The sequence below is a fragment of the Acidiphilium sp. 34-64-41 genome, from assembly GCF_002282635.1.
Classification (GTDB): domain Bacteria; phylum Pseudomonadota; class Alphaproteobacteria; order Acetobacterales; family Acetobacteraceae; genus Acidiphilium; species Acidiphilium rubrum.
Genome location: NZ_NCJX01000049.1, coordinates 1 through 17,483 on the forward strand (window position 1 = coordinate 1; position 17,483 = coordinate 17,483).

The window sequence follows — 17,483 nt, forward strand, 5'->3', positions numbered from 1 at the left end:
GATCAAATCTGCGACCGTCCCGTTTCATGCCGGAATTATATCACCCCCGCAAACATACGACTAGCAAAATGTCGTCTTAATTACCGACCGATGAGTAAGTAATCAAGCGTGCGGCGGCGCGGGATGCCGGGTGGGGCGGCGGCATCGCACGACCATCCTTGCGCAAGAGTGTCACATTGGATGCACATGGTTCAGCCTTCCCGTTGCCAGATGACGCGGCGGATGATCAGGGTGCAGAGACTATCGAGGGTGAAGCCGATCAGGCCGATGGTGAGGACGATAGCGGCGAGGCGCGGGTAGTCCAGCGTGTCGCGCGCATCGCTGATGGCGTAGCCGAGGCCGGAGGAGACGCCGAGGTATTCGGCCGGTACCAGCACGATCCAGGCGACGCCGAGGGCGAGGCGGATGCCGGTCATGACGTCCTGGGCGATGGCGGGGAGGATGACGGCGCGCAGGCGTTGCAGCGGGGTGGCGCGCAGGTTGCGGGCGACTTTGAGCCAGGCGGGGTCGATTTTCGAGACGCCGTTGGCGGTGGCGAAGATGATCGGCCAGACCGCGGCCATGACGATGAGGAAGACGATGGCGCCGTTCCAGCCGGGGAAGACCAGCACGGCGATCGGCATCCAGGACAGCGGGCTAATCATGCGCAGGAATTGGAACGGGATTGAGGTGGCTTGTTTCAGCACCTTGATGCGCCCGATCGCGATGCCGATCGGCACGCCGAGGGTGATGGCGATGGCGAGGCCGCCGGCGACGCGGGCGAGGCTGGCGAGGGCGGCGGTTTCGAGCGCGCCGGTGGCGGCGAGATGGATCAGGGCGGCGAAGGCGGGTGCGGGGGCGAAGCCGGCGAAGGCTTTGGTCGCGGGGTCGGCGCGGAGCAGCGCGCCGCCGAGCCACCACAGGCCGAGCAGGATGATCACGCCGGCGATGACCGGCGCCTGGTCGCGCAGGGTGCGGAGCTTGTCGCGGCGTGGTGCGGTGGGGTTGAGGGCGGTGACGCTCATTGGGCGAAGGCCGGGGTTGCGGTTGCGGGTTCGATGGTGGTGCGCGGGGTGGTGATGCCGCCGCTCGCCTGTTCGTAGAGGGCGGTGAGCCGGGCGATTTCGGCGCGGGCGGTGTCATCGGCGGAGCCGCGGGCGGCGTTGCCGATGCTGGTCTGGGTGATGATGCGGCCGGGGCTGCCGGCGAGGAAGGCGGCGTGGTCGGCCATGCGGGCGATTTCGGGGATGTCGTGGCTGACCAGGACGACGGTGATGTTCAGCCTTGTCGCGATGGCGCGGATGTCGCGTTGCAGGTCGAGCCGGGTGAACAGGTCGAGTGCGGCAAAGGGTTCATCGAGCAGCAGCACGTCGGGCTGCATCACGAGGGCGCGGGCGAGGGCGACGCGCTGGGCCTGCCCGCCGGAGAGGGCGTTGGCGCGACTGGATGCGATGCTCTGCAACCCGACCAGGGCGAGGGTTTCGGTGACGCGGCGGTCGATTTCGGCGCGTTTCAGCCCGGCGAAGCGCAGGCCGAGGGCGGCGTTGTCGGCGACCGTGAGCCAGGGGTAGAGCGAGGGGGATTGGAACATCATCACCGCGCGCGGGGTTGGGCCATCGACGGCGACACCATCGATCAGGACTTGGCCGGTGCTGGGTTTGGCGAGGCCGGCGATGATGTGCAGCAGGGAGGATTTGCCCGAGCCGGATCGCCCAACCAGCGCGGTGATCGCGCCGGGGGCGATGGTGAGCGAGACATCCTGCAGGACCGGCGCGCCGCGCCCAGCGTAGGCGAAGCCGATCCGCTCGATCAGGATGGTTGCGGCGGTCATCAATAGCGTTTGTAGGGTAGGAATTTGCCGCTCATGGTGAGTTTGACCCGGTCGCCTTTCTGGTCGGGCTGGCGCTCCATCGTCATGTCGAAATCGATCGCGCTCATGATGCCGTCGCCGAACTCTTCGTGGATCATTTCCTTCCAGGTGGTGCCATAGACCGAGACGAGCTCGTAGAAGCGGTAGATCAGCGGGTCGGTGGGGACGGCGGTGGGCAGGGAACCGCGATAGGGTGCTTCGGCGAGCACTGCCGCTTCCTCGTCATCGAGGCCGAACAGGGCGGCGGTTTTTTCGGCGGTTTCCGGGGTCATTGACATCTGGCCCATGCAGGCGGCGCAGACCCAGACCGGGGCGTGGCCGAGCTTGGCGGCGATTTCGGTCCAGGTGAGGTTTTTGGTTTTTTTGATCTTGAGGATTTTCTGGCCTAGGGCGGTTTTTGCTTCGTTCATTGGTGTCCCTGTTAAGTTAAGCAAGCGCTTCTTTTTATAAAAAGAAGCAAAAACTTTTTTTAATCTGGTCCTGAGGCGCTCAGATCGTGCGCCCCAGGCCCAGCGAATAAAAGTTTTTTGGTTCTTTTTTACAAAAAAGAACCCTTCTTCCTGGCGTTTACTCAGCCGCCTCGGCCATAGCAGCGGCCGCGAACGGCAGGCCTTCCTCGATCGGCAGCGACGGATCGCGGCTCCATTCGTTCCAGGAGCCGAAATAGATCGCGGTGTTGGTGATGCCGGCTTCGGCGAGGGCGACGTAGGAGTTCGAGGCGCGCGCGCCTTTGAAGCAGTAGATATAGACTTTGGAATGCGGGGTGACGCCGACGGTTGCGCATTCGGCGAGGATTTCGTTTTTGGATTTCAGCATCGGGCCGGCGGCGGTCGGCTTCATCATGCGGTACCATTCGATCCAGCGCGCACCGGGCAGGCGGCCTTTGCGGGGGCAGAAATCCGGGCCGTAGGGCGAGGAGCTTTCGCCGACCCATTCATCGACATCGCGCACGTCGAGCAGGACGATCGATTTGTCATCGAGGGCGGCGAGAACATCGTCCTTGGTCAGGATCAGGTCTTTGCCCGCGTCGGTCATCGGGAAGGTGGCGGGGGTCGGTGTGGCGGCTTCGGTGCGGACCTTCATGCCGGCCGCGGTCCAGGCGGCGAGGCCGCCGTGGAGGATTTTGGCGTGTTTGTAGCCGAGGTATTGCAACAGGAAAAAGCCGCGGCAGGATTGGCCGAAGCCGGAGTTCATCGAACCTTCGTAGAGCACGGCGGTCTCGCTGCCGGACAAGCCGAGGGCGCCGAACGCATCGGCGAATTTGCTGCGCAGCTCGGCCATGCCTTCGGGGGTCGAGGTGGCGAGGTAGGTGAAGATGTCATGCAGATTGACCGCGCCGGGGATATGCCCTTCGGCATAGGCGGCGGGGTTGCGGGTGTCGATCACGACGATGCCGCCGGATGACATGCCGGATGACATGCCGGATGACATGGCGGTATCGAGTTCGGCGGGGGAGATGAGCACGGTCATGGTCTGGCCTCCTGGGGGGGTGGGGTGCGGCAGATCAGCGTTTGGGTAGGCTTAGTTCCAGCCCATCCAGCGCCGCGGTGATCTCGATCTGGCAGCCGAGGCGGGATGTGGGAGAGAGATTGAACAGAGTGTCGAGCGTTGCGTCCTCGTCCTCGCCGATCGGTGGCAGGCGGTCGGCCCAGGCGGGGGCGACGATGACGTGGCAGGTGGCACAGGCCATCGAGCCGTTGCATTCGCCGATGATCGGCAGCCCGGCGGCGCGGCCGATCTGCATCACGGTTTCGCCCTGTTTCGCCGTGATCCGGTGTTCGGTGCCGGATTGATCGACGATGATGATGGTGGCGATGGCGCTCATGAGGCCGAAAGTGCCGCGATTTCGCGCCGCAACTGGCGGATCGAGGGGGTGATGATTGCGACGAACCAGGCCTCGCGGATGCGCCGGTCGACCGGTGAGCCGTGGATATAGCCGCAGGCGCCCCAATGCAGCATGGCGGATTGGGTGGCTTCGAGGCTGAGTTCCGAGACATCGACGCGCGCTTGCAGCACGGACCGGATATAGTCGCGGTCGCGTTCCAGCGGCGTGGCGGCGAGGGTTGCGAGGCGTTCACGGATGGCGCTGACCTTGTCGGTCGCTTCGCCCGCGCCGAATCGCTGATGGGTGTTGCAATGCGCCTGGGTGCGGTTGGCTTCGTGCATCAGGTCGATCGCGGCATCGATCACGCCGAGTCCCATGCCGGTTTGCAGCATGACGAAGCCGGGGCGGATGCGCGCGACCATGGCGCCGAGCGGGTCGGCGAGCAATTGGTCATCGGCGATGAAGGCGCGGCGGAATAGCACGGCGTAGGTGCCGGTGCCTTCGAGGGCGACGAAATGCGCGTTCTGCTTGATCGAGACGCCGTCCTGACCGACCTGCACCATTGCCATGGCGCGGTGGCTGGCGTCGTCGGCGTTTTCGAACATGGTGCCGAACCAATGCCCGTCGCCGAGGTTGGAGACCCAGGGGAGGATGCCGGAGACGAGGTAGCCGCCGGCGACGCGTTTGCCGCGCAGGCGGAACTCTTCGGTGCCGGACAGCGCCTTCATCGCGTTGGACAGGCCGGTGCCGGCCATCACTGTGCCGGCGGCGATGTCGGGCTGCAATTTCGCGCGCAGGGCAGCGTTTTCGGTCTGTTCGAGATACCAGCCGGCGGAATCCTGGCACCAGACGCAGAAACCGCTCGACATGCAGGTGGCGGAGACCACGGCCATCGCCTCGATCGCGTCGATCAGCGAGGGGCGGCCGAGTTTGCTGTGAGCGGCGAGGTGGAGGCCGTAGGTGCCGGCATCGCCCAGGCCGCGCAGTTGCGCGCCTGGGTAGATGCCGTCCTGGTCGATGGTGGCGGCGAGCCCGGCTAGCGCCGCGGTTTCAGCCGCGACGGCGTCGCGCGCTTCGGTGCTGGTGAGCGAGCCACGCCGGCTGATCAGTCCGATGCCGCCATCCATGTCAGGCCGCCTTCACGTCGAGGGCGACGGGTTTGGTGAAGGTGTTGGCGACCGGGGACCATTTGGTGGCGTGGGCGATCAGCGCGTCGATCTGGTCCTGCGGGGCGTCGGCGATCAGATTGACCTTCACCCGCACCGCATCGAAGCCGACCGGCTTGGGCGAGACATCGCCGGTGCCCCAGACCGCGGTGATGTTGATATCGGCCTCGAGCTCGAGCTCGAGCGACTGGATCGTGATGTTCTGCGCGACCGCGTTGGCGTGAATGCCGACCGCCAAGCATGAGCCAAGTGCGGCGAGCGAGGCTTCGGAGGGGTTGGGTGCGGTGTCGTCACCCAGCAATCCGGGGGGCTCGTCGACGATGTAGGGCGGCAGATTGCGGATCATGTTGAGGTGGCGGAAGCGGCCTTCGGCGATCGTCTTGCATTTCAGCGTGCGGATCGCGGTGGGGTCGGCCTTGCCTTTCGCGATCAGGGCTTCGAGCCCGGTGCGGTCGATCGGTTGCAGGCAGGAAATCATTGCGGTTGGTGCGGTGACTGGCTGGCTCATGGTGGATCCTTTTGGCTCTGGTCCGGTTGAGGCGGTCAAGACAGAACGGTCTGTCTTGCCGCTGAGACTGACCATGCAAACCATATGCCAAGCTCGATCCGGTCGGGGGCGCGGGGCCCGTGGGCGCGCGGTCGATGCGGTTTGGGGCAGGCATTCACTGGATTTTTTTGTCGGCGATTTTTTGGCATAATTCGTGTAGAAGGGGAGATACGAACGATGGATCGGGCGTTCTGGTTCGGCTTTACTGTTATTTTTTAATCATGTGCCCGGAGATATGATGGTTTTATGAGCAAATCCAAACCGGCCGTGCTGCTCAAGGCGGCAGACGGTCCTGTCGCCTCGCCGCAAACCCGCATTCTCGATGTCGCGCGCGCGTTATTCTGTCGTGACGGCATCCACGCCACCGGCATCGATCGGATTCTCGCCGAGGCCGGTGCCTCGAAAATGACGCTTTACGCCCGCTACGGCTCGAAGGACGCGCTGCTGCGCGCGGTGCTGACCGAGGAGGGCGATGATTGGCGCCGGCGATTCTTTGCCCGGTTGGATCAGGCCGGGCCGGAGCCGATATCGCAACTGCGCGCCACTATCCCGGCACTTGGCGATTGGTTCAGCGGCGGCAAGTTCTACGGCTGCGCTTTCATGAACGCGGTATCGGAGCATCGCAAGGATGAGGTCTGGCTGCGCGAAATGGCGGCGGCGCATCACCGTGCGATCCTGGCGCGGTTCACTGACCTCGGCACTGCGGCTGGGTTTGCCGAACCGGCGACGCTCGCGCGCCAGTTACTGCTGCTGATCGATGGCGCGATCGCCGCCCTGATGGTCAGTGGCGATGCCAGCGTGCTCGACATCGCGCGCCGCAATCTCGAGGCCATTGTGAACGCGGCGCTGCGCACCGAGGCGATTTAGCCGGGGCGGTCTGCCCCGGGGCGATGTAACCGGGGCGGTGTGCCCCGAGGCGATGTGACCGGGGCGGTGTGCCCCGAGGCGATGTGACCGCGGCAATGTAACCGGGGCAGCCTTGCCATCCGCGTGGCCCGCCGCCAAAAGACCGGCATGCGTTCGCCCTTCACCATCACCCGGCTCGATCGCTATGTGTTCGGCCAGCTTGCCCTAGGGCTTGCGGTCACCACGGTCGGTCTGGTCGCGCTGATCTGGCTCACTCAGTCGCTGCGGTTCATCCAGCTGATCATCCAGCGTGGCCTGTCGCCGTTCGTGTTCGTGCATCTGACCGGGTTGCTGCTGCCCAGTTTCGTCGCGGTGATCCTGCCGATCACCTGTTTTATTGTGACAATGTTTGTCTACACTAGGCTGATCAGCGATCGGGAATTGGTGGTGATGCGCGCGAGCGGCATGTCCGACCCCGTGATTGCCCGCCCGGCGATCGCGCTGGCGACCCTGTCGATGGTGCTATGCTTTATTCTGAATGTGTGGGTGGTGCCGGCCAGCTTGCATCAGTTCAGCAAGTTCGAGTTCCAGATCCGCAACAAGGTGGCGGCGTTCCTGCTGGAGCCGGGCGTGTTCACCCCGATTCCCGGCCACATCACGGTCTATATCCAGAGCCGGGACCAGAATTCCGTGCTGCACGGCATTTTGATCGAGGATCAGCGCCAGAAGGGCGCGCCCGCGACCATCCTGGCGCGCACCGGCCGGCTGGTCGCCGGGCCGAACGGGCCCGAAGTGCTGCTGCGCGATGGCTCGCGCGAGCAGATCGACCCCAAGACCGGCCGGCTCAACGTGCTGAGCTTCAAGCGCAATCTGATCGACCTCGCGCAATCGAGCTCCGAGACCGACAGCGCCACGCCCAAGACCTCGGAAGCGACGATCTGGCAATTGTTCCACCCGAACCCCGCGCAGATCCCGCCGGCGACGCGGCTGAAATGGCACGCCGAGGCGTGGCGGCGGTTGGTGGCACCGCTCGACGTGATGTCCTACACGCTGATCGCGTTGCTCGCGGTGCTGCGCAGCCCGTTCCGCCGCCAGGCCAACAATGCAGCGCTTGCCGCCGCTGTGGTCGGCGTGATGGTGCTGGTGGCGCTGGGCATCGGCGTCGATAGTCTGGCGGCGCGGCAGAACGGGTTGATCCCGCTGATTTTTATTGTCGCGGCCGGCCCAGCGCTGGTGTGCGGGGTGCTGATCGCGCGGGTCGAGCGGCTGACGCGGGCGCAGGCGGCATGAGACGGCGCCGGGTGCTGAGCATTCCGATCACGCTGTCGGTTTACGTCGGGCGGCGGTTTCTGCTGGCGGTGCTGGGCATGCAGGTGGGGCTGACCGCGATCGGGTCGTTGTTCGATTTCCTTGATCTGTTGCGCCAGGCCTCCGACAAGCCGCAGGCCAGCTTCGGCCGGGTGTTGGTGATGGAGATTTTGCGGGTGCCCTGGCTCGGCATGCAGATCCTGCCGTTCGCCGTGCTGCTGGGCGGTATTTTCGCGTTCTGGCGCCTCACCCGCAGCTCCGAACTGGTGGTGGCGCGGGCCAGCGGCGTCTCGGCCTGGCAGTTTCTGGCGATGCCGGTGGTCTGCGCCGCGCTGATCGGCGCGATCACCACCACCATGGTCAGCCCGCTCTCGGCGGCGATGTTCGCCCGCGCCGAGACGCTGTATTCGATGTATCTGCAAGTCGGCTCCGGCCCGCTGTCGCTCGCCGGCGGGCAGTTGTGGCTGCGCCAGGCCGACCCGGCAACCGGGGTCGGCGGTGTTGCGATCCTGCATGCGCAGGATGTGCATTTGAAGGGCAAGGAACTCACCACCGGCCATGTCACCGTGCTGCGGCTCGACCAGCACACCAGGCTGAACGACCGGATCGAGGCGCAGAGCGGCGTGCTGCGCCCCGGCGGCTGGACGCTCGATCACGTCGCCGTGCTCCAGCCGGACGCCGAACCGCGCGCACTGCCGAGCCTGCGGTTTCCGACCGATCTGACCGTGGGTCGCGTGCAGGAAAGCTTTGCCAGCCCCAGTGCGCTGTCGTTCTGGGCGTTGCCGCGCTTCATCAACCTGCTCGAACGCTCCGGTTTTTCGCCTACCCGCCATGAGCTTGCGTTTCAGAGCCTGCTCTCGCTGCCGCTGCTGTGCGCGACCATGGCGCTGGTCGCGGCCGGGTTTTCGATGCGCCCGGCCCGGCGCGGCGGCGCGGCGCAGATGCTCGGCGCCGGGCTGGTCTGCGGGTTTGCTTTGTTCATGCTCTCCGACGTTGCCGAACAATTCGGCAAATCGGGCGCACTGCCGGTGATATTGGCGGCCTGGGCACCGGCGGCGGCGGGGCTGATGCTCGCGCTTGCGTTACTCCTGCATCTGGAGGATGGCTGAGCCATGAAGGGTGCAAATTTCCGCCGTCACCGGCAACGCCATATCGTCGGTCGCGGTCTCGCACTCGGCGTGGCCCTGGCTGGCCTTGCTGCGGCGCCACCGGCGCGCGCGCAGATGGCCGGGCTGATCGCGGGGCCGGAACGGCCGATCTCGAAGACCGCGCCGGTCACGTTTCTGGCCGATCAGGTCTCCTACGATCGCCAGACCGGCATCGTCACCGCGACCGGGGATGTCCAGGCCTGGCAGAACGGCCATGTGCTCTATGCGGACAAGGTGGTGATCGATCGCAATCACAATACCGCCACCGCGATCGGGCATGTGGTGATGATGGAGCCTTCGGGCGAAATCGCCTTCGCCAAACGGGCCGATCTGTCGAACGGCATGAAGAACGCGGTGATGAGCGATGTCGCGACCATGCTCGCCGAAAACGGCCGCATCGTCGCCAACGGCGCCCGGCGCTATGGCGGCGTGCTCAATGAATTGTCCAAGCCGGTCTATTCCACCTGCGATCTGTGCAAGCACGACCCGACCGCGGCACCCCTGTGGCAGATCAAGGCGCGCAGCGCGGTTGAGGATCTGCAGCACAAGGTCATCGAATATCACGACGCCGAACTGGAGATTTATGGATTTCCGGTGTTCTATTTACCCTATATCTCGCAGCCTGATCCCTCGGTGCGGCGCCAGAGCGGCCTGCTGATCCCCTCGTTCGGCTCATCGACCCACATCGGCACGTTTTTCGCGATCCCGTATTTCTGGGACATCAGCAAGTCGCAGGACGCGACCATCGTACCGATCATCGCGACCAAGGCCGGCCCGGTGTTGGATGTGAAGTACCGCCAGGCGCTGAACAACGGCAAGCTGACGGTGAACATCTCGGCCGGGCATGATCGCTACGCGCAGAGCTCCGGCCTGTCGGATGCGATTTTTTCCAACGGCGTGTTCGATTTGAACAACACCTGGCGGGCCGGGTTTTCCTACAACCACACATCGAGCACGCAATATCTGAACGATTTCCGCTATCTGCCCAACCAGAACTTCCTCGCCTCGAACGCCTATCTCGAAGGGTTCGGCGTCGGTTCCTATGCGAAGATCAGCGCGGACACCTATCAGGGCCTGGTCGCAACGGTCACCCAGAGCAATGTGCCGATCGTCGCGCCCTATGCGCGCTATGATTATTTCGGCGCGCCGGATCAATGGGGCGGGCGGTTCTCGATGGATGCCAGCGCCTATAACATCGCGCGCCAGGTCGGCACCAGCAGCCGCAGGGTGGCTGTGGTGTCGAACTACGATCTGCCGGCGACCGGGCCGGACGGAATTTTGTTGGATAGCCGGGTGCGGTTGATCGCGGCGGGTTACGATTCCTCCAAGCTCAACGAACAGCCGAACTATTCGAATGTCGGCTCGGCCGAGACCGCGCGCGCCATTCCTATCGGGGCGATTTCGGCGCGCTGGCCGCTGGAACGCAGCGCAGGGGATTGGGGTGAGCAGATCATCGAGCCGCGCGTGCAGCTCGAGGTGGCACCGAATTACGGTGTAACGCAGAATCAGGTGATCCCGAACGAAGACAGCCTCGATTTCCAGTTCAGCGACGCCAATCTGTTCAGCCTGCAACGCTTCGGCGGGATCGACCGCTTTGCCGGTGGGTCGCGCGTCGACTATGCGTTGCAGGGGGCGTGGTATCTGCCGGACGGCGCCTATGCGACCGGGTTGATCGGTCAGTCCTACGCGTTTCACAAATCGCTGGTGTATCCGGTCGATAGCGGCCTGAACGGCAATGTGTCCGACATCGTCGGGCGGGCGACGCTCGCACCGGTGTCGTGGCTGAGTTTTACGTATCGGACGCGCCTGTCGCATCAGGATCTGGGCGCGCGAATGATCGACGCCTATGCCACCGTGGGCAACAAGGCGCTGCGGTTCAGCGGTGGGTATTTTTACAGCGCCACCAATCCGTATTACCTGTTCACCCAGGCGGGGGCGCCACCGGCGTCGTATTTCGTGCCGCAGCGTGAAATCACGTTCGGGGCTGCGACCTCGCTGATCCCGCATTGGACCTTTTCGGGTGCCACCCAGCGCAACATCGCGACCGGCAAGTTCGACAACGCGGCCCTTGCCGCCACCTGGCAGAACGAATGCACGGCGGTGAACGTCAGCTTCTACCGCTCGTTCACCTCCTTCAACTACGATCACGGCACCACCACGCTGCTGATCAACATCACGCTCAAAACGCTCGGCAACATCGGATTCAGTGCCCTATGAAATCTTTGCGACCTTATGGTTTTCTGCTCGGCCTCGGAGCTATGGTTGTGGCGTCGCCCGGGATCGCGCGCGCGCAGGATGCGCGGATTGCGGTGGTGGTGAACGGCACGGTCATCACCAATCAGGATGTCGATGCGCGGGCACGGTTGTTCGCCCTCTCGGCCGGGCTGCCACCGACATCGCAGACGCTCGAGCATCTGAAACCACAGATTACCAGCGAATTGATCGACCAGGCGTTGCAGCTGCAGGCGATCGAGCAGAACAAGATCGTCGTGTCGCAGGCGGATATCGCAGCGGCGCTGGCGCGGATCGACAAGGCGAACGGCCTGCCGCCCGACGGGTTGCAGAAAAAGCTCGAAGCATCCGGCGTGCCGTATTCCACCCTGGTCGGTCAGTTTCGCACTGAACTCGGCTGGACCGATGTGTTGAAAAAGAAACTCGGCCCCGACCTGCGGCCGACCAAGGAAGACGTGCTCGCCGAACAGCGCGCGATGAAACACGAACTCGGCGAGACGCAATATCATATCGCCGAGATTTTCATCCCGATCGAACGGCCGTCCGACGAAGGCAACGCGAAACTGTTCGCCCAGACCGTGATCAAGCAGTTGCGCAACGGCGCGCCGTTCCCAGTGGTCGCCGCGCAGTTCAGCCAGAGCCAGAGCGCGCTGACCGGGGGTGACCGCGGCTGGGTCGAGCCCGACTTGCTCGACCCGGCGGTGCGCGCCATCGTGCAGCGGATGCCCGCGGGTGCAATCAGCGATCCGGTGAGGGTGGCCGGCGGCTTCGAAATCGTCAACCTGCTCGGCACGCGCAAATTCGGCGAGGTGAAGGAAACCATCCTGAACATCCGCCAGGTGTTTCTACCGTTCCCGAGCCCGTTCCAGGGTGGTCAGCCCAGTCCGGCCCAGTTGGCGGTGTTGACCCATGCCAACGCGCTACGCGGCGGGTTGCACGATTGTGACGCGGTTTCGGCGGCCAATGCGGCGGTCGGGAACGTTCGCAAGGCCGATCCCGGTCCGGTCAACCTCGCGACCGTGCAGCCGGTGGCATTCCAATCCCTGCTGTCCAGCTTGCCGATCGGGCAGATCAGCCAGCCGCTGGTCTCCCAGCACGGCGTCGCGATGGTGATGGTGTGCAAGCGCGCCACGAGCACAACCGGATTGCCGTCAATTCCCGCGATCGCCAACATCCTGGTGCAGCGCCGCGTTGCGCTCGAATCGCAACAATTGATGGACGCGCTGCATCGCAACGCCGTGATCGAGCGCGATCAGGCGAGCTGACACCATGGCACTGGACCCGCTGCGCGATGTGATCGCGCGGCATGGTCTGGCGACCCGCAAATCGCTCGGGCAGCATTTTCTGCTCGATGGCAATTTGCTGGCCCGCATCGTCCGGGTCGCCGGGCCGCTCGCTGGCGTCAACGTGATCGAGGTGGGGCCGGGGCCGGGCGGCTTGACGCGCGCCATACTCGACACCGAAGCCGCGCATATTACCGCCATCGAGGTCGATCCGCGCGCAATCGCCGCGACATCCGAATTATTGGCCGTGGCGGGCGGACGGTTGGACGTGGTCGCCGGCGACGCCCTCGCGATCGACCTGCGCGCGATCACCGACGCGCCACGGATCATCATCGCCAACCTGCCCTATAACGCCGGCACCGCCATGCTGGTCCGCTGGCTGCATCAGGCGGCGGATTTTCAGGCGATGGTCCTGATGTTTCAGCACGAGGTGGCGGAACGCATTATCGCCGCACCCGGTACGCCACACTACGGCCGCCTCGCGGTTCTCGCGGCACTCACGGTCGATGGCAGTATCGCCATGTCCGTGCCGGCCGCAGCATTTTCGCCGCCGCCGAAAGTAGAATCGGCCGTGGTCCGCCTGATCCCGCACCCCACCCAGCCGACACCAGCACTTCTCACGCGCGTCGGCACCGTCACCGCCGCCGCCTTCGGCCAACGACGCAAAATGCTGCGCGGCTCCCTGAAATCCTTGGGCGGCGCCAATCTGCTCAACCGCGTCGGCATCGACCCCGAACGCCGCGCCGAAACCCTCACCCCCGCCGAATACGTCCGGCTGGCCGAGGCACTGTAGGGCTGGGGTGGGGTGCTGAGGGGAAGCAAGGCCAAGGGGCTCCGCCCTTAGTGGGGGGGGGGGGCGGCGGGGACGAAGCCTCCTGATCTTGCTTCCCCTCAACGCCCCACCCCAGCCCTACAGTTCCCACGATCAGCGCCGGGCGGCCTCCATGATGGCGCGCATGCGGCGGATGGTTTCGGTGAGGCCGATGAAGACGGCTTCACCGACGATGAAGTGGCCGATGTTGAGTTCGCGTATTTGGGGGATGGCGGCGACTTGGGCGACGTTGGTGAAGGTCAGGCCGTGGCCGGCGTGGACTTCGAGGCCGAGGGACGTGGCGATGGTGGCGGCTTCGATCAGGCGGTCGAGTTCGCCGGGTTTGCCGTCGGCGTAGGCGCCGGTGTGGAGTTCGACGACGGGCGCGCCGAGCGATGCTGCGGCCTGGAGTTGGCGTTCATCGGGGTCGATGAACAGGGAAACGCGGATACCGGCGTCGCGCAGGCGGCCGATGCGGGGTGCGAGGGAGCCGTCGTTGCCGGCGACATCGAGCCCGCCTTCGGTGGTGATTTCGGCGCGGCGTTCCGGGACGAGACATGCGGCGTGTGGGCGTTCGCGGCAGGCGATGGCGACCATTTCATCAGTCGCGGCCATTTCCATGTTGAGCGGTACTGGCAAGCTGCGGGCGCGGGTGATGTCGGCGTCGCGGATATGGCGGCGGTCTTCGCGAAGGTGCAGCGTGATACCATCGGCGCCGGCTTCGATGGCGAGGTGGGCGGCGCGGATCGGGTCGGGGTAATCGACGCCGCGGGCGTTGCGCAGGGTGGCGACGTGATCGAGGTTGACGCCGAGTCGTTGGCGGGTCATGCGCGTTGCCCGGCCATGATCGAGGCCATGCGGAGGGCGGCGATCAGGCTGGCGGGGCGGGCGAGGCCTTTGCCAGCGATATCGAAAGCGGTGCCGTGGTCGGGCGAGGTGCGGATGATGGGCAAGCCGAGCGTGATGTTCACGCTGTTCTCCATGTCGATGGTTTTGAGCGGAATGAGAGCTTGGTCATGATACATACAAATCGCCGCATCGTAACCCTGCAGCGCGATCGGGGTGAACATGGTGTCGGGCGGCAGGGGGCCGAATGCGTCGATTCCGGCGGCGCGCAGGCCAGCGATGGCGGGGGCGATGATGCGGGTTTCGTCGTCGCCCATGGCGCCGGATTCGCCGGCGTGGGGGTTGAGCCCGGCGATGGCGAGGCGGGGGGTTGGGATGGCGAAATCGCGGATCAAGGCAGCGTGGGTGATGGTCGCGGCGGTGATGATCGCTTCGGTGGTGAGGGTTTCGATCGCGCGGCGGAGCGAGACATGCACGGTGACCGGCACGACGCGCAGGGCGGGGCCGGCGAGCATCATGATCGGGGTAGGGGTGTTGGTGAGAGCGCCGATGAATTCGGTATGGCCGGGGTGTTTGAAGCCGGCGGTGTAGAGGATGGATTTCGCGATCGGGTTGGTGACCATGGCGCTTGCGGTGCCGGCCATGGCCAGGGCGGTGGCCCGTTCGATGGCGCCGATGATGGCGCCGGCGTTGGCGGTGTCGGGCTGGCCGGGCATCACGGTTGCGGTGAGCGGCATGGGCAGGACGGGCAGGGCGCGCGGGAAGGCGGCGGCGGCGGCGAATGGATGGTCGATCACCTCGATCGGGACGCCGAAGCCGCAGGCCCAATCGACATCGCCGATCAGGCAGAACGGCAGGATGCCGGGGGTGCTGCCCTGCTGCGCGGCGAGCCAGGCGGCGGCGGTGATTTCGCCGCCGATGCCGGCCGGGTCGCCCATGGTCAGGACGATTGGTGCGGTCACGCCTGGGGCTTGGTGTTGGTGCGTTCCAGGACGATTTGCTGGCGATCGAGCCGGTACGCTTTGGTGAACAGGGTTTTCAGCGCGTCGCGATCCTGCACGGGATACCACATGCGGTCGAGCGACAATGTCTGGACCAGACGGAGGGTGGTGCCGTGCATGGTCGCGGATTGCACGAAGCTGCCGACGCTGGTTTTGACCGTGCCGCTTTCGGGCGTTGCCAGCACTTTGTAGCCGGCCGGCAACGTCAGGCTCGTGGTGAAATGCAGCGTGCCGATCGCCCGTTTCACCGGGTAGAGCTGGCTCGGCGAGGCGTTGGTTGCGAGATAATGGCCGATGGCGGTGAAGGCGAAGCCCTTGTGGACGCGCAGCACCACGATGTGGCCAGGGTCGTAATAGCCGGGTGCGCGCCAATGATCGGTCACGATGAAGGGTTTGGTCAGATCGTCGGCGCTGGCGGCGGTGAACGTGCCGGTGCCGACCAGGCCTTCGCCGGAGAGGACCTGTTTGACGACGCGCGGGTAGGCGGCTTTTGGCAGTTGGTCGAGAATGTCGCGCATCATCCAGTCGGTGTAGCCGGTGGCGTGGATGGTGCCGCTGCCGTGTAATGCGCCGTTCGGTGCGATTGTTTCGGCGGTTTGCTGGATATAGGAGGCGGGACCGGCCGGGGTGCGCGCGAGGCTGGAGTGGGCGGAGGCGAGTATCACCGGCTTATCGGCATCGCCCACCGGCAATTCACCCGGTGTCGCGAAACCGGATGTCGGGTCGAGGAAGAGTTTGTATTTCGGCACGTAGACGATCACGTGGTCGATGATGCCGAGATTGACGCGACGGGTGAGGCGATAGACCGCGCTGCCGCCATCGATCAGGGCGGGTTCGGCTTTGATGCCCTTGGCTTTCAGCAGTGCGACCAGTAGGGTTTCGGAGGCCTTGCAATCGCCGTAGCGCCGAGTCAGCGTATGGCCCGCGGCGGCTGGAATCCAGCCCGACAGGCCGGGTTCAATGCCAACCCAGCGGATGTGGGTGGCCGCCCAGTCGTAGAGCGCGTCCATCGCGGCGCGGCCGGTCTTGTTGCCGGTGATCTCATCGGCCAGTTTTTTGACATCCGGCGTCGCCTGAGTTTTTGCGGCCGCGCGGGACCAATAGGCATCGCCCAGGGCCTGCCAGTTGGGGAAGGTGGTGGCGAGGAACATGGGCTCGAACTGCGCGGTGCTGACGGCATCGCCGGGGACGACGTGGTAGGGCGGGTTATCGAGAGTTGCGGTGATGATCTGGGTGTTGCCTTTGACCGTTCTGGTCATTGTGTAGCCGCCGCGCACCGAGGTGAGCAGGTGCAGGCTGGCGGGCGCGCGGACTTCGACCTGTTCATGTCCGGTCAGTTGGCCGGGCGGCACCGCGTCGATCCCGGAGAATTCATTGGGGAAATAGGCCTGGAAGCGATGGATGGTGTAGGTGACATCGAGCTTGCTGCCGCGCTCGACATGGGGGAATTCGATGCTGACGATTTTTGCGTCGCTGAAACTTGGCGCATCGACCGCCGAGGGCGCAGTTTGGGTGTGTACGTCCTTGGCGGTGACGGGGTAGATTTTGCCATTGGGGGCGATGGTCTTGGCTGAGACGAGGTGGAAATGCTCCATCGCAGTGGCGACGAGTTCCTGGATCTGGCCATTGCTCTGCACGCCGTTTTTGGTCAGCGGTTCGATGATCTTGTGGACCGTGCGGGTGTAGGTGCCGTTGGCGGCGAGGGTGAAGGTGTCGCTGTAGGAGAGCATTTTGAACGGCGCGCCTGCGGCGTTCGGGGTGGGCGGTGGGGTTGCAGCGGCGGCCGCGATAATGCTCATGCCTGCCATCAACGCGGCCAGTGCCGCGCCGGTTCGAAGCTTCGGAATCATGTGGGCAGCCCTTTCAGATCATCGCGCGACCAGGTTACGTGCTCATCCAGCGGAACAGGTAGAGGCGTGAGTGCGGGTTCCGCAGGAAGGCCATGTTATAGAGCCCCCATGTGGCCATCAGTGCGTTACCGGCAATCACGACGGCATGGACGATCACCGAAAGATGATCGCCGGACGTGGGGGATCGAGCCGCCAATTGCCATAGCAGCCACGCTTGCTCACCGAAGAAGATCGTGTAGCACAACAGGAACGTCTGCCGCATTTTTGTCAGTAGAGGGCTCGGTGCGTCCGCTTGGGGGACGTGCTTAGCTTGTGCCATCGGTTAGTCCAGCATCCAGCGGAGTTCGGGAAACCGATCCAAGGCTGCGGGGTTGAACAGGGCGCAGATGCATTGCACCGCGGTGAACACGCTGGGCACCAGCGGTATGCCCTCGAGGAACAGCCAGACACCGTGGGGGCGTGCTGCGGGTTCGAACGCCATCACGGCAAGGCCGACTAGAAAGACCAACGCCAACAGCAGTCGACCGATGATAAAGTAGCGACGCATGCGCGGTAGCAACATGAGACCTTCCGTCGATCCAACGTGATTGAACGTAACGGATTCGCGGCGGAGGTTCAATCGCCGTTGGGGCTCGTGATTGATGCCCCACGCCTCAAGATCGCGCGAGCGGCCTAGTGTCCCGTCGCAGTGATTACGACTCCTTGATTGATGGCGTGGGGTAGGATTTGGCCATCTTCACTCTTGCCTGATCTGTGGAGAACATCCAGCGG

At 64.7% G+C, this 17,483-nt stretch carries 18 protein-coding genes; 6 read left to right on the top strand and 12 right to left on the bottom strand.

Going from position 1 to position 17,483, the window contains the following annotated elements; all coding sequences use genetic code 11:
• Window positions 1-191: 191 nt before the first annotated feature.
• From B7X49_RS11210 to B7X49_RS11240, 7 genes are all read right to left on the bottom strand, one after another.
• On the bottom strand, window positions 192-1,004 hold the full coding sequence (locus B7X49_RS11210) for an ABC transporter permease (protein WP_286704555.1): 813 nt from the start codon (window positions 1,002-1,004) through the stop codon (window positions 192-194).
• Window positions 1,001-1,810 carry an ABC transporter ATP-binding protein gene (locus B7X49_RS11215; RefSeq protein ID WP_286704556.1) on the bottom strand — a complete coding sequence of 270 codons (810 nt, stop codon included), beginning with the start codon at window positions 1,808-1,810 and terminating at the stop codon, window positions 1,001-1,003. The genes B7X49_RS11210 and B7X49_RS11215 overlap by 4 nt, the downstream gene beginning before the upstream one ends.
• Entirely contained in the window at window positions 1,810-2,259 is a 450-nt protein-coding gene (cynS, locus tag B7X49_RS11220) for a cyanase (RefSeq protein WP_286704557.1), read from the bottom strand. Before cynS ends, B7X49_RS11215 begins: the two co-directional genes overlap by 1 nt.
• Window positions 2,260-2,416: 157 nt before the next feature.
• Window positions 2,417-3,319 (bottom strand): sulfurtransferase, encoded by a 903-nt coding sequence (locus B7X49_RS11225; RefSeq protein ID WP_286704558.1) that lies wholly within the window; start codon window positions 3,317-3,319, stop codon window positions 2,417-2,419.
• 34 nt (window positions 3,320-3,353) lie between these two features.
• Window positions 3,354-3,674, bottom strand: coding sequence for a 2Fe-2S iron-sulfur cluster-binding protein (locus B7X49_RS11230; protein WP_286704559.1), 321 nt, complete (start codon window positions 3,672-3,674; stop codon window positions 3,354-3,356).
• Window positions 3,671-4,801, bottom strand: coding sequence for an acyl-CoA dehydrogenase family protein (locus B7X49_RS11235; RefSeq protein ID WP_286704560.1), 1,131 nt, complete (start codon window positions 4,799-4,801; stop codon window positions 3,671-3,673). Before B7X49_RS11235 ends, B7X49_RS11230 begins: the two co-directional genes overlap by 4 nt.
• Window position 4,802: 1 nt before the next feature.
• Entirely contained in the window at window positions 4,803-5,348 is a 546-nt protein-coding gene (locus tag B7X49_RS11240) for an OsmC family protein (RefSeq protein WP_286704561.1), read from the bottom strand.
• Window positions 5,349-5,633: 285 nt separating this feature from the next.
• Between B7X49_RS11240 and B7X49_RS11245 the strand changes: the two genes are divergently transcribed.
• The 6 genes from B7X49_RS11245 (at window position 5,634) to rsmA (ending at window position 12,997) form a co-directional block, all read left to right on the top strand.
• Window positions 5,634-6,254, top strand: coding sequence for a TetR/AcrR family transcriptional regulator (locus B7X49_RS11245; protein WP_286704562.1), 621 nt, complete (start codon window positions 5,634-5,636; stop codon window positions 6,252-6,254).
• 147 nt (window positions 6,255-6,401) lie between these two features.
• The gene (gene lptF, locus B7X49_RS11250; protein WP_286704563.1) at window positions 6,402-7,523 is read left to right on the top strand and encodes an LPS export ABC transporter permease LptF; all 1,122 of its coding nucleotides are present in this window, start codon (window positions 6,402-6,404) and stop codon (window positions 7,521-7,523) included.
• On the top strand, window positions 7,520-8,650 hold the full coding sequence (lptG, locus tag B7X49_RS11255) for an LPS export ABC transporter permease LptG (protein ID WP_286704564.1): 1,131 nt from the start codon (window positions 7,520-7,522) through the stop codon (window positions 8,648-8,650). Before lptF ends, lptG begins: the two co-directional genes overlap by 4 nt.
• Before the next feature lie 3 nt (window positions 8,651-8,653).
• Window positions 8,654-10,906, top strand: a complete 2,253-nt coding sequence (locus B7X49_RS11260) for an LPS-assembly protein LptD (protein ID WP_286704565.1) — start codon at window positions 8,654-8,656, stop codon at window positions 10,904-10,906.
• Window positions 10,903-12,186, top strand: a complete 1,284-nt coding sequence (locus B7X49_RS11265; RefSeq protein WP_286704566.1) for a peptidylprolyl isomerase — start codon at window positions 10,903-10,905, stop codon at window positions 12,184-12,186. The genes B7X49_RS11260 and B7X49_RS11265 overlap by 4 nt, the downstream gene beginning before the upstream one ends.
• Before the next feature lie 4 nt (window positions 12,187-12,190).
• Window positions 12,191-12,997, top strand: a complete 807-nt coding sequence (rsmA, locus tag B7X49_RS11270; protein WP_286704567.1) for a 16S rRNA (adenine(1518)-N(6)/adenine(1519)-N(6))-dimethyltransferase RsmA — start codon at window positions 12,191-12,193, stop codon at window positions 12,995-12,997.
• Between the two features lie 132 nt (window positions 12,998-13,129).
• On the opposite strand, the gene B7X49_RS11275 is transcribed toward rsmA, so the two are convergent.
• The 5 genes from B7X49_RS11275 to B7X49_RS11295 are packed head-to-tail and all read right to left on the bottom strand — an operon-like array spanning window position 13,130 to window position 17,259.
• A complete protein-coding gene (locus B7X49_RS11275; protein WP_286704568.1) occupies window positions 13,130-13,843 on the bottom strand; it encodes a pyridoxine 5'-phosphate synthase in 714 nt (237 codons plus the stop codon).
• On the bottom strand, window positions 13,840-14,823 hold the full coding sequence (pdxA, locus tag B7X49_RS11280; RefSeq protein WP_286704569.1) for a 4-hydroxythreonine-4-phosphate dehydrogenase PdxA: 984 nt from the start codon (window positions 14,821-14,823) through the stop codon (window positions 13,840-13,842). The genes B7X49_RS11275 and pdxA overlap by 4 nt, the downstream gene beginning before the upstream one ends.
• A complete protein-coding gene (locus B7X49_RS11285; protein WP_286704570.1) occupies window positions 14,820-16,712 on the bottom strand; it encodes a DUF3857 domain-containing transglutaminase family protein in 1,893 nt (630 codons plus the stop codon). Before B7X49_RS11285 ends, pdxA begins: the two co-directional genes overlap by 4 nt.
• A 34-nt stretch (window positions 16,713-16,746) precedes the next feature.
• Complete coding sequence (locus tag B7X49_RS11290; protein ID WP_286704571.1) at window positions 16,747-17,031, bottom strand: hypothetical protein; 285 nt, start codon at window positions 17,029-17,031, stop codon at window positions 16,747-16,749.
• A gap of 3 nt (window positions 17,032-17,034) precedes the next feature.
• Complete coding sequence (locus B7X49_RS11295; RefSeq protein WP_286704572.1) at window positions 17,035-17,259, bottom strand: hypothetical protein; 225 nt, start codon at window positions 17,257-17,259, stop codon at window positions 17,035-17,037.
• Between the last annotated feature and the right edge of the window lie 224 nt (window positions 17,260-17,483).